The organism is Spongiactinospora rosea, assembly GCF_003315795.1.
In the GTDB taxonomy this organism is placed as follows: Bacteria; Actinomycetota; Actinomycetes; order Streptosporangiales; family Streptosporangiaceae; genus Spongiactinospora; species Spongiactinospora rosea.
Window position 1 is genome coordinate 13,521 of record NZ_QMEY01000003.1, and the last position, 23,490, is coordinate 37,010.

The 23,490-nt window shown below is 69.9% G+C and carries 21 protein-coding genes and 1 pseudogene; 15 read left to right on the forward strand and 7 right to left on the reverse strand.

Annotated features, from left to right (window positions below):
- The first annotated feature begins 30 nt into the window (after positions 1-30).
- The 10 genes from DP939_RS08760 (at position 31) to DP939_RS08805 (ending at position 9,747) form a co-directional block, all read left to right on the forward strand.
- On the forward strand, positions 31-378 hold the full coding sequence (locus DP939_RS08760; protein ID WP_113980133.1) for a histidine triad nucleotide-binding protein: 348 nt from the start codon (positions 31-33) through the stop codon (positions 376-378).
- Positions 379-502: 124 nt separating this feature from the next.
- Positions 503-1,558, forward strand: a complete 1,056-nt coding sequence (locus DP939_RS08765; protein WP_113980134.1) for a PhoH family protein — start codon at positions 503-505, stop codon at positions 1,556-1,558.
- The gene (gene ybeY / locus DP939_RS08770; protein ID WP_113980135.1) at positions 1,555-2,034 is read left to right on the forward strand and encodes an rRNA maturation RNase YbeY; all 480 of its coding nucleotides are present in this window, start codon (positions 1,555-1,557) and stop codon (positions 2,032-2,034) included. The genes DP939_RS08765 and ybeY overlap by 4 nt, the downstream gene beginning before the upstream one ends.
- The gene (locus DP939_RS08775; RefSeq protein WP_113980686.1) at positions 2,031-3,335 is read left to right on the forward strand and encodes a hemolysin family protein; all 1,305 of its coding nucleotides are present in this window, start codon (positions 2,031-2,033) and stop codon (positions 3,333-3,335) included. Before ybeY ends, DP939_RS08775 begins: the two co-directional genes overlap by 4 nt.
- 390 nt (positions 3,336-3,725) lie before the next feature.
- Positions 3,726-4,424, forward strand: coding sequence for a hypothetical protein (locus DP939_RS08780; protein WP_113980136.1), 699 nt, complete (start codon positions 3,726-3,728; stop codon positions 4,422-4,424).
- A gap of 10 nt (positions 4,425-4,434) precedes the next feature.
- Positions 4,435-4,761, forward strand: coding sequence for a cytidine/deoxycytidylate deaminase family protein (locus DP939_RS08785; RefSeq protein WP_111171198.1), 327 nt, complete (start codon positions 4,435-4,437; stop codon positions 4,759-4,761).
- Entirely contained in the window at positions 4,758-5,669 is a 912-nt protein-coding gene (gene era, locus DP939_RS08790; RefSeq protein ID WP_113980137.1) for a GTPase Era, read from the forward strand. The genes DP939_RS08785 and era overlap by 4 nt, the downstream gene beginning before the upstream one ends.
- A gap of 759 nt (positions 5,670-6,428) precedes the next feature.
- Positions 6,429-6,698: a hypothetical protein gene (locus DP939_RS08795; protein WP_113980138.1), complete on the forward strand. Its 270-nt coding sequence runs from the start codon at positions 6,429-6,431 to the stop codon at positions 6,696-6,698.
- Entirely contained in the window at positions 6,691-7,356 is a 666-nt protein-coding gene (locus tag DP939_RS08800; protein ID WP_199565050.1) for a DUF6879 family protein, read from the forward strand. Before DP939_RS08795 ends, DP939_RS08800 begins: the two co-directional genes overlap by 8 nt.
- Before the next feature lie 9 nt (positions 7,357-7,365).
- The gene (locus DP939_RS08805) at positions 7,366-9,747 is read left to right on the forward strand and encodes a tetratricopeptide repeat protein (protein ID WP_113980139.1); all 2,382 of its coding nucleotides are present in this window, start codon (positions 7,366-7,368) and stop codon (positions 9,745-9,747) included.
- Positions 9,748-9,749: 2 nt separating this feature from the next.
- On the opposite strand, the gene DP939_RS08810 is transcribed toward DP939_RS08805, so the two are convergent.
- Complete coding sequence (locus DP939_RS08810) at positions 9,750-10,595, reverse strand: methionyl-tRNA formyltransferase (RefSeq protein ID WP_113980140.1); 846 nt, start codon at positions 10,593-10,595, stop codon at positions 9,750-9,752.
- A gap of 635 nt (positions 10,596-11,230) precedes the next feature.
- On the opposite strand from DP939_RS08810, the gene DP939_RS08815 reads away from it, so the two are divergent.
- Both DP939_RS08815 and DP939_RS08820 read left to right on the forward strand, forming a co-directional pair.
- Complete coding sequence (locus DP939_RS08815; protein WP_158578512.1) at positions 11,231-12,241, forward strand: transporter substrate-binding domain-containing protein; 1,011 nt, start codon at positions 11,231-11,233, stop codon at positions 12,239-12,241.
- A complete protein-coding gene (locus DP939_RS08820) occupies positions 12,235-13,266 on the forward strand; it encodes a hypothetical protein (protein WP_113980142.1) in 1,032 nt (343 codons plus the stop codon). Before DP939_RS08815 ends, DP939_RS08820 begins: the two co-directional genes overlap by 7 nt.
- A gap of 44 nt (positions 13,267-13,310) precedes the next feature.
- Here the strand turns inward: DP939_RS08820 and DP939_RS08825 are convergent, their stop codons facing one another.
- Entirely contained in the window at positions 13,311-14,198 is an 888-nt protein-coding gene (locus DP939_RS08825) for a carbohydrate-binding protein (protein ID WP_113980143.1), read from the reverse strand.
- A 212-nt stretch (positions 14,199-14,410) separates the two neighbouring features.
- Between DP939_RS08825 and DP939_RS08830 the strand changes: the two genes are divergently transcribed.
- Positions 14,411-15,817: a carbohydrate-binding protein gene (locus DP939_RS08830; RefSeq protein ID WP_113980144.1), complete on the forward strand. Its 1,407-nt coding sequence runs from the start codon at positions 14,411-14,413 to the stop codon at positions 15,815-15,817.
- A gap of 192 nt (positions 15,818-16,009) precedes the next feature.
- On the opposite strand, the gene DP939_RS08835 is transcribed toward DP939_RS08830, so the two are convergent.
- Positions 16,010-16,999: a GNAT family N-acetyltransferase gene (locus tag DP939_RS08835; protein WP_158578513.1), complete on the reverse strand. Its 990-nt coding sequence runs from the start codon at positions 16,997-16,999 to the stop codon at positions 16,010-16,012.
- Positions 17,000-17,079: 80 nt separating this feature from the next.
- The gene (locus DP939_RS08840; protein WP_113980146.1) at positions 17,080-17,325 is read right to left on the reverse strand and encodes a DUF2630 family protein; all 246 of its coding nucleotides are present in this window, start codon (positions 17,323-17,325) and stop codon (positions 17,080-17,082) included.
- A 247-nt stretch (positions 17,326-17,572) separates the two neighbouring features.
- On the opposite strand from DP939_RS08840, the gene leuA reads away from it, so the two are divergent.
- Positions 17,573-19,258, forward strand: a complete 1,686-nt coding sequence (gene leuA, locus DP939_RS08845) for a 2-isopropylmalate synthase (protein WP_113980147.1) — start codon at positions 17,573-17,575, stop codon at positions 19,256-19,258.
- A 42-nt stretch (positions 19,259-19,300) separates the two neighbouring features.
- Here leuA and DP939_RS08850 read toward each other — a convergent pair whose 3' ends face one another.
- The gene (locus DP939_RS08850; protein WP_113980148.1) at positions 19,301-20,002 is read right to left on the reverse strand and encodes a TetR/AcrR family transcriptional regulator; all 702 of its coding nucleotides are present in this window, start codon (positions 20,000-20,002) and stop codon (positions 19,301-19,303) included.
- Positions 20,003-20,132: 130 nt separating this feature from the next.
- Between DP939_RS08850 and DP939_RS08855 the strand changes: the two genes are divergently transcribed.
- Positions 20,133-21,077: an NAD-dependent epimerase/dehydratase family protein gene (locus DP939_RS08855; protein ID WP_113980149.1), complete on the forward strand. Its 945-nt coding sequence runs from the start codon at positions 20,133-20,135 to the stop codon at positions 21,075-21,077.
- A gap of 143 nt (positions 21,078-21,220) precedes the next feature.
- Here the strand turns inward: DP939_RS08855 and DP939_RS47715 are convergent.
- Positions 21,221-21,916, reverse strand: a pseudogene (locus tag DP939_RS47715) (trypsin-like serine peptidase); the annotation flags it as partial.
- 82 nt (positions 21,917-21,998) lie between these two features.
- Entirely contained in the window at positions 21,999-23,312 is a 1,314-nt protein-coding gene (locus DP939_RS08865; protein WP_113980151.1) for a Glu/Leu/Phe/Val family dehydrogenase, read from the reverse strand.
- Positions 23,313-23,490 lie beyond the last annotated feature (178 nt).

Genomic DNA, 23,490 nt, shown 5'->3' on the forward strand with positions numbered 1-23,490 from the left:
GCAACGGCGGCTGCCGCTAGGGTATGGGCCGTGGAGACCGACTGCCTGTTCTGCAAGATCGTGGCCAAGGAGATCCCAGCGGAGATCGTCCATGAGACCGGCCGCACGCTGGCGTTCCGCGACATCAACCCCCAGGCCCCGACACACGTGCTGGTGATCACCAAGGACCACCACGCCGACGCCGGGGCGGTGGCCGACGCCGACGAGGGGCTGGCCGACGAGATGCTCAAGGCCGCCCGCGCGATCGCGCGCGAGGAGGGCGTGGCCGAGGCGGGCTACCGGCTGGTGTTCAACACCGGGGCCGGCGCCGGACAGACGGTCTTCCACGCGCACCTGCACGTGCTGGGCGGGCGCGATCTCCGCTGGCCGCCGGGCTGAGCCCGGCGCTCACCCCTGGAGCGGGCGGGCGAAAAACGGCTGAGCGCGAGCAGGGTCTTCCGGGCTACCATTACGGATGAGAACGCTGTCCGAACCGGGAGGCGATCAGGCCGCGAGCCTGCCCATGTCCGAGCTTAACGAATCACGATCAAAGAGCCCCGCACCGGCCTTGGCCAAGACCCAGGCCAAGGTGGTCATCCCCGACGACTATGCGATGGTCGGCCTTCTGGGGTCGCGGGACGAGTTGCTCAAGGTCATCGAGGGCGCCTTCCGCGCCGACATTCATGTCCGCGGCAACGAGATAACCATCACCGGCAGCCCCGAGGAGAGCGGCGCCGTGGTGCGCCTGTTCGAGGAGCTGATCGAGCTGCTGCGCGGCGGCACCCCGCTCACCGTCGATGCGGTGGAGCGGAGCATCGCCATGCTGCGAATGAGTTCCGACCGCCCCGCCGAGGTGCTGTCCCTGGACATCCTGTCCTCCCGCGGGCGCACCATCCGGCCCAAGACCGTCAACCAGAAGCGCTACGTCGACGCGATCGACAAGCACACGATCGTGTTCGGCATCGGCCCCGCCGGGACCGGCAAGACCTATCTGGCGATGGCCAAGGCCGTGAAGGCGCTCCAGAACAAGGACGTCAACCGGATCATCCTCACCCGCCCCGCGGTGGAGGCCGGTGAACGGCTCGGCTTCCTGCCGGGCACCCTCTACGAGAAGATCGACCCCTACCTGCGCCCCCTGTACGACGCGCTGCACGACATGCTCGACCCCGATTCGATCCCCCGGCTGATGGCGGCGGGCACGATCGAGGTCGCCCCGCTCGCGTACATGCGCGGCCGCACTCTGAACGACGCCTTCATCATCCTGGACGAGGCCCAGAACACCTCGCCCGAGCAGATGAAGATGTTCCTCACCCGGCTGGGCTTCGCCTCCAAGATCGTGGTGACCGGTGACGTCACCCAGATCGACCTGCCGGGCGGCACGGAGAGCGGCCTGAAGGTGGTCAGGGAGATCCTCGACGGCATCACCGACATCCATTTCAGCACGCTGACCAGCGCCGACGTGGTCCGTCACCGGCTGGTGAGCGACATCGTGGACGCCTACGGCCGCTACGACGCCGCCGTGCGCCAGGGCGAGCCCACGGCGATCAAGGGCGCCAAGCGCCCACGGGGGCGATCATGAGCATCGAGGTGGCCAACGAGTCCGGCGTCGAGATCGACGAGTCCGCGCTCGTCGGCCTGGCCGGTCACGTCCTGACGCGGATGGGCATCCATCCGCTGGCCGAGCTGTCGCTGGTCGTCGTCGACGAGCCGGCGATGGCCCAGCTCCACGAGCAGTGGATGGGCGAGCCCGGCCCGACCGACGTGCTGGCGTTCCCGATGGACGAGCTGCGCCCCGGGTCCGGCGGCGGGCGTCGCGACGACGACGCCGCCACCGACCCGGCGCTGCTCGGAGACGTGGTGCTGTGCCCGCAGGTGGCCGCCAAGCAGGCGGCCGAGGCCGGGCACAGCGCGAAGGAGGAGCTCGAACTCCTGTGCACGCACGGCATCCTGCACCTGCTCGGCTACGATCATGCCGAGCCGGAGGAGCACGCGGAGATGTTCGGCTTACAGGATGAGCTGCTCAAGTCGTGGCGGGAGGTGCGGCCGGAACGGTGAGTGCCGCCAACGGGTGGTTGCTCTCGGCCGTCGTCCTGGTGGTGATCGGCGGCCTGATCGCAAGCGCAGAGACCGCGCTCGCGCGGATCTCCCGGGTGCGGGCGGACGAGTTCGTCCGTGACTCCCGGCGTGGTTCGGCGCGCCTGCGGGCCATCGTCGCCGACCCACCGCGCTACCTCAACCTGCTGCTCCTGCTCCGGCTGAGCTGCGAGCTGGGGTCCACCGTGATCGCCACACTGATCTTCATCGACCTGCTCGGCGACGAGGGCGGCGCCTACGCCGTCGCGGCGGCCACCATGATCCTGGTCAGCTACGTGATCGTCGGCGTCTCGCCGCGTACGCTGGGCCGCCAGCACGCCGAGCCCATCGCGCTGGCCTCCGCGCCCATCGTGTACGGCCTGACCCGGATCTTCGGCCCGTTGCCGCAGCTGCTCATCCTGCTCGGCAACGCGCTCACTCCGGGCAAGGGCTTCCGCGAGGGGCCGTTCACCTCCGAGGCCGAGTTGCGCGACCTGGTCGACCTGGCCGAGGAGCGCAGGGTCATCGAGCCCGACGAGCGCCAGATGATCCACTCGGTCTTCGAGCTGGGCGACACCCTCGTCCGCGAGGTCATGGTCCCGCGCACCGACATGGTCTTCATCGAGCGCGGCAAGACCCTCGACCAGGCCCTCTCCCTGGCCCTGCGGAGCGGCTTCTCGCGCATCCCGGTGGTCGGCGAGAACGAGGACGACGTGATCGGCATCGCCTACCTCAAGGACATCGTCCGCCGGGTCCACGAGGCGGGCGAGGCCGGGGGCAGGCAGCGGATCGACTCGCTGATGCGGTCGGCGACCTACGTCCCGGAGAGCAAGCCGATCGACGAGCTGATGCGCGAGATGCAGGCCAGGCAGATCCACCTGGCCATCGTCATCGACGAGTACGGCGGGACGGCCGGGCTCGTCACCATCGAGGACGTGCTGGAGGAGATCGTCGGGGAGATCACCGACGAGTACGACCAGGAGGCCCCGCGGGTCGAGCCGCTGCCCGACGGGTCGGTCCGCGTGACCGCGCGGCTGCCGGTCAGCGACCTCGGCGACCTGTTCGGCCGCGAGATCGACGTGGACGACGTCGAGACCGTGGGCGGGCTGCTGGCGCACGCGCTCGGCCGGGTGCCGATCGCGGGCTCGGAGGCGGAGGTCGCCGGGCTGCGCCTGACGGCCGAGAGCCTGGCCGGGCGGCGCAACCGGATCAGCACGGTGGTGGTGCGCAGGGTCAGCCCGTCGAACCAGGATCGGGTCGGCGCGGGGGCCGAGAAAGACTGAAATCTCTGCCTTTGGGGCGCGAAGTGCCTGCTTACGCGGCAGATGCCGTGATCGGCGACGAAGACGGCAAGTCTTTTTCAAGTGTTCTGCAAGCCGGGTGGGTCACTCTGATTGCACGACGCCCGCCACGGTGGGCGGCAAGGGGATCCGGATCGCCGGAAGGGGTTCGCGGCGTCAGGGTTCCGGGGGGTACAGGGACGCGTCGCGGCCGCCGGCGGCCGTGACGCGGCTCGATGTAAAGGGTGTTCTCGCCCGCGACGGCGCGGGTGAGAACACCCTTTAATGCTTTGTGGGGGCTTGGCGCGGTATCCGGGGAAGGTCGCGCTGCCCGGCGATTGCCGTCATTGTCGCGTGGGAAGGACAGCGGCGGGGGAGTCCGGGGGGTGCGCTGTGGGCGTCAAATGGGGCTTTGGGTGGATCGGCGCCCAGGGGCAGGCGGCCGCCGTGGCCATGATCGCGTGCGCGGCACTGGCCGGGTGCGGGGCCAGGACGGCGATCTACGCCGACGTGTCGGTGGCCAGGGAACAGGCCAGGATCCGCGAGCTGCTGCGCGACCTGCCCGGGCTGCCCGAGGGGTTCTCCGCGCGGCCGAGTGAGGGGTGGAGCCCGCCCTTCCGGCTCGGCGACACCGACTGCAAGGCCCTGCTGGACGCCGTCGCCGGACGTCCGCCCTCCGCCGGCGAACTGCGCACCCACGCCGAGGCCACCTACTACGGCGACCGCGTCGGCGAACTCGCAGGCGCGAGCGTGGCCAGCTACGCCGCGGGCGCGAGCGCGACCTTCGACGCGCTCGGCGACGCCCTGGACGGCTGCGCCCGGATGGTCCGCCGCAACCCGGCCGCCGGTACCACCCTGGCCCTCGCCGACCAGCCCTCCGCGGTCGACGAACTCGAACTCGGCGACGGCACCGCGGGCACCCGCCTGTCCGGCAGGCTGAACGGCTACCCCTACGACATGCACGTCGTCTTCGTCCAGTCCGGCCAGACGCTGATCTCGATTGTGCACGCCGCGATGGGAAGGGCCGACCCCGACCGCACGGAGGCTCTGGCCCGTGCGGTGACGGCCAGGATGACCGGCGAGGCTGAGTAACCTAGAGCACGTGACTGAGGCGACGCTCGACCCCGAAGACTCCAAGATCATCACGTTGGCCCGTGCCGCCCGTGCGCGCACGGGGGCAGCGCAGGGCGCCGCCGTACGCGACGAGACCGGCCGCACCTACTCCGCCACCAACGTGGCGCTGCCCTCGCTGACCCTGTCGGCCCTGCAGGTCGCGGTGGCGATGGCCGTCTCCAGCGGGGCCGCCGCCCTGGAGGCCGCCGCCCTGGTGACCGCGGACGGCGGGCCGAGCGAGGCCGACCGCGCCGCGGTCGCCGACCTCGGCGCGGCCACCCTGCTCACCGCCGGCCCGGACGGCACGCTTCGATGAGCGGGGCCGAGTCCGACTTCCGCTCCGGCTTCGCCTGCTTCGCCGGACGTCCCAACGTCGGCAAGTCCACCCTGATGAACGCCCTGGTCGGCACCAAGGTCGCGATCACCTCTGCCAAGCCGCAGACCACCCGCAGGGCCATCCGCGGCATCGTGCACCGCCCCGCCGCCCAGCTCGTCATCGTCGACACCCCGGGGCTGCACCGGCCCCGCACCCTGCTCGGCGAGCGGCTGGACAGTCTGGTGCTGTCCACGCTCACCGAGGTCGACGTGATCGGGTTCTGCATCCCGGCCACCGATCCGGTGGGCAAGGGCGACCGCTTCATCGCCGAGAAACTGGCCGCCGTCAAGAAGACCCCGGTGGTCGCGGTGGTCACCAAGTGCGACCTTGCCTCCCGCGAGCAGATCGCCAAGCAGTTGCTCGCCGTCTCGGAGCTGGCGGATTTCGCGGAGATCGTCCCGGTCTCAGCGGTGTCGGGCGAACAACTCGACACGGTCACCGACATCCTGGTGGGTCACCTCCCCGAGGGCCCGCCCCTGTACGCGGGCGGCGAGCTGACCGACGAGCCCGAGCAGGTCCTGGTCGCGGAGCTGATCCGTGAGGCCGCCCTTGAGGGCGTCCGCGACGAGCTCCCGCACTCGATCGCCGTCGTGGTCGAGGAGATGCGCCCCCGCGAGGGCCGCGACGACCTGCTCGACGTCTTCGCCGAAATGTACGTCGAACGCCCGTCCCAGAAGGCCATCGTGATCGGCCACCGCGGCGAACGCCTCAAGGACGTGGGCACTCGCGCCCGCAAACAGATCGAGGCCCTGCTGGGCACCCGCGTCTACCTCGACCTGCACATCAAGATCGCCAAAGACTGGCAACGCGACCCGAAACAACTCCGCCGCCTGGGCTTCTACGACTGACCCTCCACGAAGCCGCCCCCCGCCCCCATCACCTCCGACCCGGGGGCGGCGGGTCGCCTTCTCCACGGCAATCCGGCTCCATCGGCCCGCCGTCACGGGTCACGGTGTGATGCCCGGCGCCTCACGGGCGCCGCGGGCGCCCGCCGTCCCGGCACCGGCCGCCAGGCACCCTTCGCTCACCTGCTCTGTACGCGAGTGGGGAAAAAGGCGACACTCTACTCGGAACCGGGCAGCCATCTACACCCCGACCTCCGAGGACGATGACGAGATGGAAAGCCGAAGGCGCCAACGGGCGGACGCCCGCTCCTTGGCGGCCCGGGCACCTCCCCGAGGCTGAGCGAGGGGGCCGGGTCCGCGGCCCATGCCGATGCATGCGGCCTGCCGTATGTGCGAGTGCAGCCGAGCGCGGCGCAATCGCAATTCCGCGGACTATCAGTATAACTTCATCAACCTTGCAAATTTCATGAATGTGTCGATAGCGCCCATTCTGCGCCGAAGGTTGGTTATCTGGACAGATGGCCATCGGCTGGCCGGGTGCGGCTTCGGTATTTTCTGAATCGCGGCCATAAGGTGGGGAGTTCCTTGTGAAGTGATGCCCTGCCGCAGGTATGATCGAACTCTGCATGGTGTCGCGCATTATGCTGTGGCTGCTGCGATATATTGACCATTCCGGCGGGAGAGCGTAATATTCGCTCTTGATTGGATGTTCGCCGAGCCGGTGAAGATCCGAGGGCAACCGGTGTGGAATGAGGGCTCCTTATGGTGGGAAAATGGGAGGCCGATCCGGCGGTGGGCTTCAAGCGTCGCCTCGGAAAGTCGGCTCACGAACTGGGCACCACCGGAGGCAATGCGAGCTGCCCCGATATCTGGGAGCTGGACAACGGGGATGTCGCGGTGATCGGTACCGAGCTTTCCGCGGCATATCGCGACCGGCTCCCCAAAGGGGTTTCCGTGGACCCGGGGGAGAGTCTGGTGGTCATTCCGCGTAGTACGATTATGGCCGCAAAGGCGGACATCCCAGATGCATGACCTGCTGAACGGCGCCACCGGCCGGCGGATGGCCCTCGCGGAGTATTACTCCGACTTCGAGCACAACTTCGCGACGGCGAAGGAGTTCTGGAAGCTGGAGCGCGGCCAGGCGTTCGCCGAGCCCGGTGACGCAAGCTGGGAGGCGTTCGATCGAGGCGACTGGGCCGAATCGATACGCCTGCTAGAGGAGCGACGGACCGATCTGATCGCTTATCACCGCGAAGTCGCCGCGGCCGGGACGCGGACGTATCGCATCCGGATCGTCGAGCTGCCGCTCACCCCTTACCTGCAGTGGGAGCTCAACCTCCTTAACATCCGCGATCAGACGGGCGGTCCCATCCGTGTGCTCCGGGCGGACGACCTGGGATATCTAGAGGCGCAGGACCCGCTCCCCGAGATCTATACGATGGATGAAAAGGTGATGTATCAGGCGGTCTACGATGAACACGGTGTGCTGGAGAGTGCTCGCCGGTTCGACGAGGTCGAATTGATCCGCCGTTGCCGGTCCTTTATCGTGGATCTGTACAAGCATGGCGAGCCGATCGGCGACTTCTTTCGCCGCGAGGTCTCCCACCTTCCGCCGGCGCGCCCGGCGCGCCGGTCCATCGCCGATGATTATCTTCAGATCACGGGGCGGCCGGGCCCGATCCGTTCGTGAGGGACGACAGTGGCGGACGAACATGAGAATCGGGCCGACCTGAGCGACGTCAGCGGGGCCATCATCCAGGCCCGCAACGTCACCGGTGGAATCCGCATTTATCGCGACGGCCCTGGCGAGCAAGAGAACAACGTGCCCCGGCAGCTTCCCGGCGATGTCTCGCATTTCGTCAATCGCGCCGATGAGCTGGGCGCACTGACGGCCCTTCTGGACACGCAGGACGACACCGATCAAGGTGCGGCGAAGGTCATTGTGATCTCGGGCTCTCCCGGCGTGGGCAAGACCGCGTTGGCCCTCCGCCTCGCGCACTCGATCCGGGCACGGTTCACCGCGGGCGATCTGTACGTCAACCTGCGTGGCTACGATGACGGGCCGCCGCTTTCCCCCTCCTCGGTATTGGACCGGATGCTCCGCGCACTGGGCGTGCCCGGCGGGGAGATTCCCGCCGACGTCGAGGACCGATCCGCCGCACTCCGGAGCGTCACGGCGAATCGGAAGATCCTCATTCTGCTCGACAACGCTGTCTCAAGCACTCAGGTACGGCCGCTGTTGCCCGGTTCGGCGGGTCCGCTCGTCATCATCACGAGTCGCAGCGCGTTGCCCGCGTTGGCGGTCAGGGACGGTGCAAAGCGCATCCACCTGGACATCTTCCAAGAGCGTGACGCCTTGGCCCTCCTCAAGGCCATAAGTCACGGCTGGAGAGAGGACGGCGAGGCGGATCTCTTAGAACTCGTGAATCTGTGCGCGCGGTTGCCGCTCGCCCTGCGGATCGCCGCGGAGCGGGCCGTGTCCCGGCCGATGATGCTGCTCACCGAACTCATCGACGATCTCAAGGACGACTCACTCCTGTGGGAGACGCTGAGTCTGAGTGACGACTCGTCGTCCGAGGCCGTCCGCACGGTGTTCGCATGGTCCTACCGGGCACTCTCCGAGGACGCCGCCCGGACCTTCCGGCTGCTCGGTGTGAATCCCGGCGCGGACATCGGCCTCACCGCGGCGGCGGCGCTCGCCGGGGCGCCGGTCCGGGTGACGCGTCGCGCCCTCGACCTCCTGGTCGGCGCCTTCATGGTCGAAGTGCCGACGCCTGGCAGGTTCCGGTTGCACGACCTGTTGAAGGCCTACGCCGTCGCGGAGGCGCAGGCCACCGACCCGCAGGCCACGACGAGTGCGGCGATTCGCCGGTTGGCCGCATGGTACGCGCTGACGCTCGAACAGGCGGTGAAGTGGCTGGCACCGGGGGATGAGATCCGGCTTCACGTTCAGGAAGCCGAAGTCCCCGTGCCGCTGCAGTTCGCGAACTCCCTCACGGCCTACGAGTGGTTCGAGATCGAGCGGGGCAACATCGTCGCGACCGCCATGGCGGCACTGGAGCGGGAGGAGTTCGACAGCGCGTGGTGTCTCGCCATGGCGGCGAGTCCCATCCATATGTACTACTTCACCTTCGACGACTGGGCGCTCCTGAGCGAGGTGGCGGTCACCGCCGCGCGCGCCCTCGGCGATCCCGCCCGGCACGCGAACGCGCTGACCAACCGAGGCCGTTACCTGCTCAGGAGGCGATCACTCGCCGAGGCACATGAGGAGTTCCGCAACGCCCTTGTGATCAGAGAGGAACTGGGAGACGTCCGCGCGGTGTGCGAATCGCTGAACCTGCTCGGACTGGTGTGCCTGCGTACCAGAGAACTCGACGACGCGGCCTCGTACTTCGAGCGGGCCGCGGCGGGCTTTTCGGAACTGGCGGATCTACGGTGGGAGTCCCTGGCGCTCTCCAACCTCGCCGAAGCACACCTGGAGGCCGACGCCGCCGAACGCGCCCTGGGCATCCTCATCCCGCTTCCAGAGGTCTTCGCCCGGTTCAACGACTCCGCCATGCGGGGGAACTCGCTGTGGCTGATCGGCTGGGCCCAGCGGTTGAGCGGCGACCTCGCCGCGGCCGCGAGCGCCATAAACGATGCTCTCGTGATCGCCGAGGAGGACGGCAACCGCGTGCAGGAAGGCTTCTGGCAGATCGAGGCGGCCCGCATCCACCTGGCCTCCGGGGCATTTGAACAGGCGATGGAGTGCTGTGTGGTGGCGGCGTCGTTGCAGCGGCAGATCGGTGACACCAGCCGTGAGGCGATGGCCCTGGACTGTACCGGCGAAGTCCATCAGGCCCTGCGGAACTTCGAGGAGGCAGCGGCGTTCCACCTCCAGGCGCTTCGCATGCACGAGACGGTGGGCGACAAGTGGCTCGCCGCGCTGGCGTTGCGCAACCTCGTGGACTGCGAGATCGGCTTGGGCCGTTCCACGGAGGCCCGGTCCCTCGCGGTGCACGGGCTCGAACTCCTGGCCGCCTTCACCGGCCCCCGCGCCGCTGAGGCGCGAAGGCACTTCGAGTCGCTGGCGGCGACGTGAATTCAGGCGGGCGCGTGATCGCTGATCCAGAGGGGGCCGTCCGCGCACTGGACGACAGGTCCACGCCGCTCGCTCAGGCTGGTCCGGAGAATCTGGATCCGCCGTCCGTCCAGCTCTACCACCGGGCCGGCCGATCCGTGCAGGAAGCGGAAGACGCGGATCTGGTTGTGCGCGTCCCACCGGCTCTGATTCCAGGAGATCTCATTCCATTCGGCAGGTGGGAATGGCGCATCGCTCACCGCTTCTTCACTCTGCGGGATGCCCTCGTCTCCTTCCAGCGCCCGGGAGATCGCATCACCGAGAAGCGCTGGGAGACCGGATTGCATCATGCGCCAGGTATCGGCATGGGAAACGACCTCCGGGAGGTCGCCCACCGATGCCTGAGTGAGAATCGGGCCCCCGTCCATCGTTTCGGTCATGCGATGGATCGTCACCCCCAGCTCCTTGTCGCCATTGCGAATCGCCCAGGGAATGGGGGACGGGCCACGATAGCGGGGCAATAGGGAGGGGTGAATGTTCAGTGTGCCGTGTCGCGGTGCGAAGATCACGTCATCTGGGATGCGCCAGTTGAACCCGAAGACGACCAGCAGGTCGACGGCGAAGCCGCTCATCATCGGGTACAGGTCCGCGGGGCCGCTGGGCAGGAGTAGTCCTATTCCGGCGGGTATAGCGGAGATCGTCGCGGCTATTCCGTCGAAGACATCGGGTTCCGGCGGAGTGTTCGGCCGCATTGACCGACTCATGAGGTAGACGGTTGGTTCGTGACCGAATGCGGCGAGGGTGGTAGAAATCAGGGCGAACTGATTTGGGCCATACGATGCTATGGCCACGCGCAGTCTCGCACTCATGTCGCGATCCTAGCGCGGGCATGTTGTTTTGCAAGCCCCGCGTATCATCCTAAATAGGTCATGTCCCTTAGATATCCCGCCAGAGGCATGGCATCATTAATGAACGGCCAATATAGGTGGAATACTGGTGTGAGCCGGAAATTCCCGGTGGAGACCGGACGGTGGGCGTGGAGCCGTCCGGTCGTGGTGCCCGGGGCAGGTGGAGTTCACCGTACCGGGGCCGGCCACGCGGAGGGCGTGTCACCCTCGCCATCTGGTGGCGGCTGGTGCCGGTACGTCTGGCCGGGGCGGGGCGTGGGCGGCTTGCTGGGGGGCCAAAACCCGGCTGGCTTCGTATACATCCCAAACACCTCAGAAGGCCCATGTGATGTGGCGTGCCTGACAGGTCACGGTATTTCGAGTTAGATGGTGGAATTCATCTGTAACCAGTGAACGCTCACACGAGCGGCCGGTACGACGTAACCTGCCGGGAAACGACTCGGGGATCCGGGGGACCGGCGAATCCAGGGGAGCGCGCCGTGCGACGCTACACACCATGGGGGAAGGGGCGGGCCGGGGACGGGGGGTTACCGCCTGTCGTGCCGGCTGAAGGGCCGCCAGAGCCCGGGGCGGGGGCTGCTGAGGCGGCGGCGGAGGTGGAACGTGCCGCCGAGGAGGAGGCGCGGGTCAGGCGGCGGCGCAGGGCGCGGAGGTTCCGGCTGTACGGCTGGCTGGTGGCCCTCACCGCCGCGCTGGTGGCGGGCGGCTGGATCGTGTGGAACACCGGGCCGCCGACCGAGGCAGAGCTGCGCGAGCTGGCCAAGCTGACCAGCAAGCAGACGTTGCGGATCGGCGTGAAGGACGACACTCCGGGCATCGCGCTGCGCGATCCGGAGACCGGCACCTACTCGGGCTTCGACATCGACATCGCGCTGATGATCGCCGAAGACCTCGGGTTCGGGAAGAACCAGGTGGAGTTCCTGGCCATCGAGACCGAGGACCGGGCCAGGAAGCGGGCCAAGAACGAGCGGGGCGAGTTCGTCGATGTGGACCTGGTGGTGGCGAGCTTCAGCATCACGCCGACGCGGGAGAAGGACCCCACGGTCGGGTTCTCCTCCCCCTACCTGCTCACCGAGCAGTCCGTGGTGACCAGGGACGACTACGAGGGCGAGGTCACCTCGCTGTCGCAGCTCGCCGGCAAGAAGGTGTGCACGCTCGGCACCTCCACCTCCGAGGGCGCGTTACAGAGCGCGCTGGAGCGCACCGGCGCGAAGGTGACCGGCGTGAACCGGATCAAGCAGTGCATGGACGAGCTCCTCGCCGGAGAGTACGAGGCGGTGAGCACGGATGCGGCGATCATGGCGGGGTTCGTCACGCGGTCCGGCGGGCGGCTGCGCCACCATGACGTCGGCCTGGAGGCGAACGAGCGCTGGGCGATCAACAGCGGCACGAACACCGCCCTGCGCACGCTGGTGGACCTGGCGCTCTACCGTTCGCTCGCCGACCCCGGCAACCGCCGCTGGGAGGACGCCTACGACCGGCACATCCGGCCGATGATGCGGACCAACCCGGGCATCGACATCGCCGGTGACCGCCCGCCGTGCCCGAAGAGGCCGGAGGTACGCCGCTGGCCCTGGGAGCGCGACACCTCGGCCCAGGTGTGCTGACCGGGGGAGCGGCGGGGCGCAAGCCGGTCTACCGGCGCCCGCGGAACCAGGAGTGGCTGCTGGCGGTGCTGCCGGCGTTTCCGGTGGCGCTGCTCGTGCTGCGCCTGTGGTGGGCCGGTCGGCAGGACACGCAGACGTTGCTGCTCCTCGTCCAGCACGTCAGCCCGCTCGGGATGCTCAGCGTCGTGCTGCTGACCACCGTGTGGGTGGTCCCGGTCGTGGTCCTGGCCGGGCGGGTGCTCGGCCTGCTGTACCGGGTCAGCACCGGGCGCTCGTCCTGGCTGGTGCGGATCGCCGACCGGCTGCCGGACTGGGTGGTGGTGCTCGCCGCCCTGGTGGCCATGCTCGGCTGGCAGCTGCGGTTCCTGCCGGCGCTCGCCCTGCTGGCGCTCTCGGCGGCCGGGCTGACCGTCCGCGACCGCCACCCGGCGCGCGGCACGCTGGTCCACGCGGTGTGCGTGGTCGTTCCGATCATGGCGGCGGTGCTCGTGTACGTCGCCATGTCACCGGCCATCGCGATGGCCTGGGCGGAGCGCGACGTGCCGACGTTCATCCTGCTGGCGGTGCCGCCGGGGATCGCGCCGCTGCTGACCGGGCCGGTGCCGCGCCTGTCGGCCGGGCTGATCGCGCACGGGGCCGCCATCGCGCTGGCCGTACTGCTGCCGCTGGTCGCGGGCGTCGTGGTGCTCCGGGTGCCGATCCTGCCGCTGAGCGCGATGGAGTTCACCGTGCCGGCCGCGCCCGAGGCGGACCGGCCCGCGGGGCGCGAGGTCGTGGTCGGCTACGTGATCGTTAACGACGAGCAGATGACGAGCGTGCTGGAGCGTTCTGGGGCCGTTCGTTTCTTCGGCAACGACCTGCTGGTCTCCCGGGTCCTGTGCCCGGAGCCCGGAGACGTTCCCCGCAGCCGAGTCCATCTGCACCACTGGTACGTCGAGCAGAGCATGATCTCGTGGCTCGCGCCCGATCCGCTCAAGGTGGCGCCGGACCCGCGCTGCGAAGGCCGTCCGCCCGCCGCCCCGTGACCCCAGGCGGGTACGGCGGGCGGCGGAGGATCAGCGGAACCGGGTCACGCGCGCGCCCACAGAGCGGGCACGTTCGGCGGCTCCCAGCCCGGCAGCGCGGTGTGCGCCTGCAGGCAGCGGTACGACGAGCCGTTGTAGGTGACCGTGGCGCCCGCGGTGTAGGAGGTGCCGGCCGCCCACGTCGTGGGACCGCCGGTGGGACCACCGGTGGGGCTTCCCGTCGGGCTGCCGGTCGGGCTCCCCGTCGGGCTCTGGGTGGGCTGACCGGCGATGTTCAGCACGAAGTCGAACGTCGCGGTTCCCGGCTGCACGTTCATCAGCAGGCGCGGGTCGAAGATCGTGTCCGTGTTGTTGCGCGGCTCACCCGGGAAGTAGAGCTGGGTGGTCAGGACCGGGCGGTTGGGGGCCTGGACCTTGACGTGGATGTGCCGGGTACGGCCCGGGTACAGGCCAGGGATGATCGTGGTCAGGTTGTAGTAACCCTGGGCGTTCGTGAACTGGTGGCCACGGAAGGTGTACCCGACGTTGTCGTAGTTGCCGTTGTTGTCGGCCTGCCAGAAGTCCAGCAGCACGTTGGCCAGTGGCTGACAGGCCAGGTTGAAGACATAGCCGCTGACGACCAGGCGGGTGCCGCTGCCCGGCAGCGTGCTGCGCTGCGGGGAGTTGGGCTTGAAGTACGGGCCCTCGGTCTGCGCGGGGGTGCGGTCCTCGGGTTCCTGGCAGTACGGCGTGGGCTCCAGGCTCTGCCCGGGGGCCATGCTGCGGGCCAGTGCGGGAATCTGGGGAACCAGGAGGGGGATAGGCGCGGCCATGACGGCGGCCCTCAGCAGGGTCTTCCGCGAGATGACCCTGCCGTCCTTCCCGCTCGGCTCCCTCTCAGCGCCGGTGTGCTCGGCGTCCACTGTGATCTCCTTGGCTTTGGGGGGCGGCATGCCCGGAGCCGGCCCGATATCGAGGCCGGTGGACCGGGTCACTGTCCCAAAAACTGACATCGCGCCCCTGAAAGCGAGTACCCCACAGTTTTCCATAACGTCGCGATATAGACGGATGCACATAACGGTGTAATAGGTTCCAACTGATAGGGCCGCTCCTCGTGTCTTGACCGTTACGTTAACGGCGCACCCCCCGACACAAGGAGAGATACATGCTCCGCAGTAATGCCGTGACGGCGGGCATCACGCTCGCTCTCACGTTGGTGGCCGCTCCGGCCATCGCCTTCGCCGCGGCCGGCGGCGCGGGCGCACCGGAGCCCGCCCCCGCCCCGGCCGCTCCGGCGTCCGTTTATGCCCAGGTCAAGGCGGCCGCCGCGGCGGCCTCTGATCCATCCCCCCAATACATCGAACAGACCAAGAAGGACCTCGGCCTCACCACGCAGCAGGCTGAGCTGCGCATCGCCAACGAACTGGCGGCGGGGCAGCTCGAACCCCTGCTCCGCGGCCGACTCGGTGGCGCCTATGCCGGTACCTGGGTCACCGGCCCGCTCGCCTCCCTCGTGGTGGCGACCACCGACGCCGCCCAGGCCCCCGTCATCCGCGAGGCCGGCGCCGAGCCGAAGGTCGTCCAGCACTCCCTGGCGACGCTGGACGCCGCCAAGGTCTCCCTGGACCGGGCGCTGAGCAACAACGCCGAGGTCGCCACCTCGTGGGGCACCGACATCCAGACCAACAGGGTCGTCGTGCGCACCCCGAACCCGGCCAAGGCCAAGGCCAAGATCAAGGCCGCCGGCGTGGACGCGAGCCTCGTCGACGTGGTCAAGTCCAGCGAGCGGCCCGCCCTGTACGCCGACGTACGCGGCGGCGACGCCTACTACATCGGTTCCGGCAGCCGCTGCTCCGTCGGCTTCTCGGTCACCAAGGCGGGCTCGCAGGGCGGCTTCGTGACCGCGGGCCACTGCGGCAACACGGGCGCGACCACGACGGGCTCCAACCGTCAGGCGCAGGGCACCTTCCGCGGCTCCTCCTTCCCCGGCAACGACTACGCCTGGGTCGAGGTCAACAGCCAGTGGGTGCCGCGCGGCATCGTCAACGCCTACAACGCCGGCATCGTGACGATCAACGGCTCGACCGTCGCGCAGCCCGGTACGCGGATCTGCCGCTCCGGCTCGACCACCCAGAACCACTGCAACAGCGTCCAGCAGCTCAACACCAGCGTGACCTACTCGCAGGGCACCGTCTCCGGCGTCACCCGCACCAACGTGTGCGCCGAGCCCGGTGACTCCGGCGGTTCGTTCTACTCCGGTGACCAGGCGCAGGGCATGACCTCCGGTGGTTCGGGCAACTGCAGCAGCGGTGGCACCACCTACTTCCAGCCGGTCGGCGAGGCCCTGCAGGTCTACGGCCTTCAGCTCGCCGGCAGCGACGGCCCCGGCCCGACGGGCAGCCCGACCGGTGGCCCGACCGACCCGCCCGGCGGCACCTGGAAGACCTACACCTCCTACACCGCGGGCGCCACGGTCACCTACGGCGGCCAGAACTACCGCTGCCTCCAGGCGCACACGTCGCTCCCCGGCTGGGAGCCGCCGAACGTGCCGGCTCTGTGGGCCGCGTCCTGACGGTGAGAACCTGAGAGATCGAGAGTGGCCCAGGGCCGGAGGCCGCCCCTCCAGTGCCCCGGCCAGGGCCCCTTCAATGCCGGTTCCTGCCCGGCCACCGCCCGTGGCCCGTTGACCGGCACCCCTCGTGGGGCGGGACTACCACACCTCTCCCGCCCCACGAGGGCATATTCATGTCCCGGGCCGGTCGGCTCAGATCGCCTTCTGCCACTCGTGCCAGGTGTCGAGCGGGCGGAACCCCAGCAGATCGTTGATGGCCCGCATGTGCGTGTTCGAGGCGGCGTTCCAGGTGATCACCCGGTGCACCGCGGGCTCCTCGTCCAGCAGGGTCAGCGCGTTGGTCGTCTTCAGCAGCATGCCGAGCCGGTGGCCGCGGTGCGGGCGCAGCACCACGGTGTCGCTCTGCCGGCCCCATCCGTCCGCGCCGTCGTCGTCGAAGAAGACCCGGGTGAGGGCCGCGGGCGCGCCGGTGGCGGTGTGCCTGGCGATGATGGCCCTGCCATTGGCCCCCGCCTCGTGCAGCCGCAGCTCCCGCTCGCCCGTCCGGGCGGCGTCCCACACCTCGTCCTCGATGTCGAGGCCGCCGGTCGGCGCGTCGTTCATGCCGGCGTGCAGCAGGGCGAGGTCGGCGTGCAGGCGTTCGGGGGCCGTGCCTCGCCAGGCCTCCAGTTCGTAGCCGTCCGCCTGGCGGGCCGCGAGGTCGCGTGCGCCCTCGAAGGCGGCCCGGTCGGCCGTACGCAGGTCGAGGACCTGGCGGACCTCGGTGGTGGCGGCGGTGTACCCGTGGGCCTGCGCGAACGTGGCCCCCGGGCCGCCCACCGCCGCGGCCTCGGCGACCAGCGTCCGCCTGCCCGCGGCGCGGGCCCGTTCGACGGCGTGCGCGAGCAGCGCCGAACCGATGCCCTGGCGGCGGCTCTCCGGGGCGACGACCAACTTCGGGATCAGCGCCAGGTGCGCGTTGTCCCGTTCGGGCAGCTCCAGTGTGTATCCGCCGGTCACGACGCCATCGCGGACGTGGACGTACGCCTCGGCGTTGTCCTCCCAGCCGATCAGCGCCCATATGCGGAAAAACCGGGACGAGGACAGCGGACCGGGATCGTCGATCTCGTGCGCCGCCCGATACACCGAGTAGTAGCCGTCGGCGAGTGCGGCGCCCGCGCGATCGACATGCAGAATCGACATGGAGTACAGGCAATCCCACATGCCCGCGGCGGCGCCAACCGTTTTGTGGCCCCCCGAAGCCGACCGCGATCGCCGAGCCGCTACTGCTGGTAGGAGTCGACCTCGTCGATCGGCGGGGGCGCGGCGTCGTACGGGTCCTCACCGAACTCCCGCCGGGCGCGACGCCGGCGCAGCAGGTCCCAGCACTGGTCGAGCGCGCGCTCCAGCGACACGATCCGGTCGTTCTCCTCCTCGGAGGAGACCTCGCCCTGGGCCAGCCTGGCGCGCAGCTCGTGCTCCTCGGCGATCAGGCCGTTGATGCGGGTCAGGATGTCGTCGTCTTGCATGACCGCCCCCTGTTCCTCGTCTCTTCGGACTCTAGCCCGCCGACCGGCACGGCTTCACCGGCGCATCTGCTAACCTCCATAACGTGCTGCGTGGCCTGCTCCTTATGTGCCGCGGCGGGGGCCTTTCCTAGGCCGGCTCCCTCGCCGCGGAGCGTGTCATGCGCGTCGGCCGTTTCGACGAGGCCCCGACGAAGAGCACAAGGAGCACACGACCGTGAGCGATTATCCGCGGCAACAACCCAGTCGCATGCCGGTGGGCCGGTACGAGCCCTACCAGCCGGTACGCCTGACCGACCGCACCTGGCCCGACCAGGTCATCACCGAGGCCCCCCGCTGGTGCGCCGTCGATCTCCGCGACGGCAACCAGGCGCTGATCGACCCCATGGACGCCCACCGCAAGGTCAAGATGTTCGACCTGCTGGTCCGCATGGGGTTCAAGGAGATCGAGGTCGGCTTCCCGGCCGCCTCCCAGACCGACTTCGACTTCGTCCGGCAGATCATCGAAGAGGACATGATCCCCGATGACGTCGTGATCCAGGTCCTGACCCAGGCCAGGCCCGAGCTGATCGAGCGTACCTTCGAGTCGCTGCGCGGGGCCGGGCAGGCGATCGTCCACCTGTACAACTCGACCTCCACGCTGCAGCGCCGGGTGGTCTTCGGCCAGGACCGCGAGGGCATCACCGCCATCGCCGTCGAGGGCGCGAAGCTGTGCAAGAAGCTCGCCGAGGCGATGACCGACACGACGATCTTCTTCCAGTACTCTCCCGAGTCCTTCACCGGCACCGAGCTGGACTACGCCGTCGAGGTCTGCAACGCGGTCAACGAGGTGTGGCAGCCCACCCCCGACCACAAGGTCATCATCAACCTCCCCGCCACCGTCGAGATGGCCACCCCCAACGTCTACGCCGACCAGATCGAGTGGATGAACCGCCGTCTGGCTTTCCGTGACTCGGTGGTGCTGTCGCTGCACCCGCACAACGACCGGGGCACCGCCGTGGCCGCCGCCGAGCTGGGCTACCTGGCCGGGGCCGACCGCATCGAGGGCTGCCTGTTCGGCAACGGCGAGCGCACCGGCAACGTCTGCCTGGTCACCCTGGGAATGAACCTCTTCTCCCAGGGCATCGACCCCGAGCTGGACTTCTCCGACATCGACGAGATCCGCCGGGTGGTCGAGTACTGCAACCAGCTCCCCGTCCACCCGCGCCACCCGTGGGGCGGCGAGCTGGTCTACACCGCCTTCTCCGGCTCCCACCAGGACGCCATCAAGAAGGGCTTCGAGCACCTCGCGATCGACGCGGCGGCGGCCGGGGTGCCGGTGGACGACTTCCGCTGGGCGGTGCCCTACCTGCCGATCGACCCCAAGGACATCGGCCGCAGCTACGAGGCGGTCATCCGGGTGAACAGCCAGTCGGGCAAGGGCGGCGTGGCCTACATCATGAAGGCCGACCATCAGCTCGACCTGCCGCGCAAGCTGCAGATGGAGTTCTCCAAGGTGATCCAGGCCCGCACCGACGCGCAAGGCGGCGAGGTGACGCCCGCGCAGATGTGGGAGGCCTTCACCGACGAGTACCTCCCCAACCCGGCCGACCCGTGGGGCAGGCTGGGCCTGCTGGCCCACCGCACCGACTCCCAGGTCGAGGACAAGGACCGCATCGGCGCCGACCTGCGCATCGACGGTGAGATCCGCGAGGTCGAGGGCGTGGGCAACGGCCCGATCTCGGCCTTCTGCGACGCCCTGGCCGTTGTCGGGGTGCAGGTGCGGGTGCTCGACTACACCGAGCACGCGCTGAGCGCGGGCACCGACGCCAAGGCCGCGTCCTACGTGGAGTGCGACGTGGACGGCAAGGTGCTGTGGGGCGTCGGCATCGACGCCAACACCACCACCGCCGCGCTGAAGGCCCTGATCTCCGCGGTCAACCGCGCCGCTCGCTGACCCGCTCCGCGGCACGGCGGGCGGCCCGCGCCCGCCGTGCCGTCATTCCGGCAGGCCGATGAAGCGGGCCATGCAGGTCATGTTGTGGTAAAAGATCTCCGCCGGATCGAGGATCGCGTTGGCGAACTGGCCGAACACCTCCAGGCTGACCGCCCCGAACAGCGCCGTCCAGGCCGCGATGGCACGGGCGATCACCTCGTCGGAGAGGCCGGGCATGAAGTGGCGCAGGCGTTCGGCGTCGGCGGGCCAGGCGTCCCGGGGAGGGGCGGGAAAGCCCGGGGGCGGGCGCAGCCGGCCGGCCTCGTGCGCGGCGGCCAGGATGGCGCCGTAGACGGTGACGTCGCGGACGGCGGGCGCGATGGTGTCCTGGGGGGCCTGGTAGCCGGGCACCGGCGAGCCGTACAGCAGGGCGTACTCATGCGGGTGATCCAGCGCCCACCCGCGCACCGCGCGGCAGACCGCCAGCCACCGGCCGGTGTGGTCGCCCGCCGGGCAGGCCCGGTCCGCCGCCTCGACCGCGTCTCCGATCGCGTTGTAGCCGTCGATGATCAGGGCTGTGAGCAGGTCGTCCCGGCTCGGGAAATAGCGGTAGATGGCGGAGGAGACCATCCCCATCTCCCGCGCGACCGCGCGCAGCGACAGCCCGGCGGCCCCCTGGGTGGCCAGGTGCCTGCGGGCGATGTCGGTGATCTCCCTGGTCAGCTCGGCACGGACTCTCTCACGTGCGGTACGCCCGGCGTTCATGGGCCCACCTTAGCAGAGCACCCGAAGGATACGAGAGCACTGCTCTTGACAACGCCGCACCTTCTGGAGAGCATTGCTCTCGTAACGGTCCGCCGATCCAGGCAGATCCCGAGATGAAGGACAGGTCGCCATGGGCAAGCACGTCGTCGTAGGAGCGGGTCAGGTCGGCAGCGAGCTGGTCCGGCAACTGGCCGGGCTCGGGCACGAGGTCGTCGTGGTGAGCAGGTCGGGTTCGGGTCCGGAGCTGCCCGGCGTACGGCGGGCCGCCGTCGACGCCGCCGACCAGGCCGCGCTCACCGACCTCACCCGGGGCGCGACCACCCTCTACAACTGCGTCAACCCGCCCTACCACCGCTGGGCCACCGACTGGCCGCCGATCGCCGAGTCGCTGCTCGGCGCGGCCGAGGCCACCGGCGCGGACTACGTCATGCTCGGCAACCTGTACGTCTACGCCCCGCCGACCGGCCCGATGACCGAGGACCTGCCGCTGCGGCCGGAGAGCGTCAAGGCCCAGGTACGCGTCCGCATGTGGGAGCAGGCCCTCGCCGCACACCGGGCCGGCCGGATCCGCTGCACCGAGGTACGCGGCTCGGACTTCTTCGGTCCCGGCGCGCTCGACCAGTCCCACCTCGGCGAGCGATTCGTACCCAGGCTGCTGGCCGGCAAGGCGCTCAAGCACGTCGCCGACCCCGACCAGCCGCACAGCTGGACCTACATCCCCGACGCTGCCGCCGCCCTGGCCCTCGCGGGCACCGGCGAGCGGTCCTGGGGCCGCGCCTGGCACATCCCCACGGCCCCGCCGATGAGCTACCGCCAGGTGGCCGAGCGGACGAGCGCCCTGGCCGGGGTCGCCATGCCCAAGGTCGGCTCCTACCCGGCGTGGATGATCGACGCCCTCGGCCTCGCCAACCCGATGCTCGGCGAGATCAAGCACGTCCGCTACCAGTTCGCCCGGCCGTTCGTGGTGGACTCCTCGGCCTTCCAGAACACGTTCGGCGTCGCCCCCACCCCGATCGGCGAGGCGCTGTCGGCCACCGTCGCCTGGTGGCGCGAGCGCGCCGCGGCGGCGGCGTAGGCGGCCATGCCGCGCTCGGCCACGGCCAGCAGGCCCTGTGCCCGCCGCGGCGACAGCCGCGCGATCAGCGAGAAGCCGTCCGGATCATGGTAGGGCGAGGACGAGGTGGCCACTCCCACCACCGCCCTGCCCGAGATCGCCGGACCGCCGCTGTGCCCCCTGACGATCTGGCAGTTGCGCGTCATCAGCATCCCCGGCCACGGGGTCCGCGCCTCGGCGGCCCGCCCCGAGCAGCGGTACATCGCATCGCCCGGATAGCCCAGCTCGGACGGATAGCCCGGCAGGGTCACCGCCCTCACCCGGCCGTCGCCCCTGCGCGTGGACACCGGACGCAGCCCGGGTCCGGTGACATCCTCCAGCCGCCTGCCGGACGCGTCCGGCTCGACGCCCACCACCCCCACGTCGTGCGGGATCACCTCGGTGGAGTAGGAACGGGTGCGCCAGGGGCGCGTCACCCACGTACGGACGGCCCGCCATACCCCGAGCGGAGCGCCGCCCGCGCCGGAACCGCTGTAGGCGGGCACGAACGTCACCTGGTCGTACCAGCGCCGCGCCTGCCCGTCGTTGTCGAACAGGCAGTGCGCCGCGGTGAGCACCAGGCTGCGGCTCTCGGAGGCGACCACCGCCGCCCCGCAGCGGCGCTCGGCGCCGGTCAGCGGGTCGTGGCTGACCAGCAGCCCGGTGACCCGCTCCGGGAGGGCCCGGGTGTACGGCCGGGCCACCGGCGCGTAGCCGAAGCGGTCGCCGCCCGGCGTGCGGACGAGTCGTCGCGGGACCTCCTCCGGAGCGGCGGCGTACGCCACCGCCCCGGGGAGTGTGGAAACAAGGAGAACCAGCATCGAACCTAGCCGCTTGATCACACATCTCCGGTTACCCTACGTGACCAGCGGCAACCCGGGTGAGTGGTAAAGCCCCCCTCTATCAGGGATAAAGGCCCCTGAGCCGGTGCGCCTCGGCGACCCGGGAGACGCCGATCGCGTGCGCGGCCCGCCGCAGGGTGAGCCCTTCGGCCGCGGCCAGCGCGCCGACCTCCGCGTACGCCTGCTCCATCAGGTCGCGCAGCTTGACCTCGACCTCGCCCGCGCTCCAGGTGTAGGCCTGCATGTTCTGGACCCACTCCAGGTAGGACACGATCACGCCGCCCGCGTTGGCCAGGATGTCGGGGACCACGGTGACCCCCGCGTCGGCCAGGACGTCGTCGGCCGCCGGAGTGGTCGGCCCGTTGGCGCCCTCGACGACGAGCCGGGCCCTGACCTCGGGCGCCGTCTCGGCGGTCAGCACGCCTTCCAGGGCGGCCGGCACCAGCACGCTCACATCGAGCGCCAGCAGGTCGGCATGGCTCAGCGCGTCGGCGAGCGGGTATCCGGCGACGCCGCCCGCCTCGGCGACGTGCGCGCGCACCGCCGCCACGTCGAGCCCGGCGCGGTCGATGATCGCCCCGGTGGCGTCGGAGACGGCCACCACGCGGCATCCGGCGTCGGCCAGGTACTGGGCGGCGGGCGCGCCGACCTTGCCGAAGCCCTGCACGGCCACGGTGACCCCGGCGGGATCGCGGTCGCCGAGCGCGGCCATCGTGGCGATCTGCACGCCGCGGGCGGTGGCCCCCGCCCGGCCCAGCGAGCCGCCCAGGATGGTCGGCTTGCCGGTGACCACGCCGGGCACCGAGTAGCCCGCGTTCACCGAGTAGGTGTCCATGATCCAGGCCATGGTCTGCTCGTCGGTGCCCACGTCGGGGGCCGGGATGTCCTGGTCGGGGCCGATCAGCGGCAGGATCTCGTTGACGTAGCGGCGGGTGACCCGCTCCAGTTCGCGGGTGGTCAGCGTGGCCGGATCGACGCCGACGCCGCCCTTGGCGCCGCCGTACGGGATGCCGACCAGCGCGCACTTCCACGTCATCCACATGGCGAGCGCGGTGACCTCGGACAGGTCGGTGTCCGGGTGGAAGCGGATGCCGCCCTTGGCCGGGCCGCGGGAGACGTTGTGCTGGACGCGGTAGCCCTGGACGACGTCCATCCGGCCGTCCTCACGGCGGACCGGGACCGAGACGGTCAGCGAACGCCGCGGGGTCGCGAGCATCCGGTGCAGGCCGTCGTCGAGGCCGAGGTGCTCGGCGGCCTGGCCGAGCTGGAAGAGCGCGGTGTCGAGGGCCTGGCGGCCGGCGGATCCGGCCGCGGGATCCGCGCCGGTACTGGGAGTGGTGGTTGCCGACGCCGTTGGCGGCACCATGACGGTCATGAAGACCTCCGGTTGGGCGGGGCGCACGCGCCCCGTGAGTCGGGTCGTCCGGGCGGAGGCGGGGCGCCGTTGCCCCGCCGCCGATATCCCATCTTGATCCAACAACGTGATCGTGTTCATGGGAACGTGCCAGTATGACAGGCTTCGACGCGGGAAATGTGCCGTTGTGTCGCATCGG

Excerpts from the sequence above, each read along its gene's own strand:
- DP939_RS08765 (WP_113980134.1), top strand. The coding sequence starts at position 503 with ATGTCCGAGCTTAACGAATCACGATCAAAGAGCCCCGCACCGGCCTTG.
- DP939_RS08855 (WP_113980149.1), top strand. The coding sequence starts at position 20,133 with ATGGGCAAGCACGTCGTCGTAGGAGCGGGTCAGGTCGGCAGCGAGCTG.
- DP939_RS08825 (WP_113980143.1), bottom strand. The coding sequence starts at position 14,198 with ATGCCGCCCCCCAAAGCCAAGGAGATCACAGTGGACGCCGAGCACACC.
- ybeY (WP_113980135.1), top strand. The coding sequence starts at position 1,555 with ATGAGCATCGAGGTGGCCAACGAGTCCGGCGTCGAGATCGACGAGTCC.
- DP939_RS08810 (WP_113980140.1), bottom strand. The coding sequence starts at position 10,595 with ATGAGTGCGAGACTGCGCGTGGCCATAGCATCGTATGGCCCAAATCAG.
- DP939_RS08835 (WP_158578513.1), bottom strand. The coding sequence starts at position 16,999 with ATGTCGATTCTGCATGTCGATCGCGCGGGCGCCGCACTCGCCGACGGC.
- DP939_RS08795 (WP_113980138.1), top strand. The coding sequence starts at position 6,429 with ATGGTGGGAAAATGGGAGGCCGATCCGGCGGTGGGCTTCAAGCGTCGC.
- DP939_RS08800 (WP_199565050.1), top strand. The coding sequence starts at position 6,691 with ATGCATGACCTGCTGAACGGCGCCACCGGCCGGCGGATGGCCCTCGCG.
- DP939_RS08865 (WP_113980151.1), bottom strand. The coding sequence starts at position 23,312 with ATGACCGTCATGGTGCCGCCAACGGCGTCGGCAACCACCACTCCCAGT.
- DP939_RS08850 (WP_113980148.1), bottom strand. The coding sequence starts at position 20,002 with ATGAACGCCGGGCGTACCGCACGTGAGAGAGTCCGTGCCGAGCTGACC.
- leuA (WP_113980147.1), top strand. The coding sequence starts at position 17,573 with ATGCCGGTGGGCCGGTACGAGCCCTACCAGCCGGTACGCCTGACCGAC.
- DP939_RS08830 (WP_113980144.1), top strand. The coding sequence starts at position 14,411 with ATGCTCCGCAGTAATGCCGTGACGGCGGGCATCACGCTCGCTCTCACG.
- era (WP_113980137.1), top strand. The coding sequence starts at position 4,758 with ATGAGCGGGGCCGAGTCCGACTTCCGCTCCGGCTTCGCCTGCTTCGCC.
- DP939_RS08840 (WP_113980146.1), bottom strand. The coding sequence starts at position 17,325 with ATGCAAGACGACGACATCCTGACCCGCATCAACGGCCTGATCGCCGAG.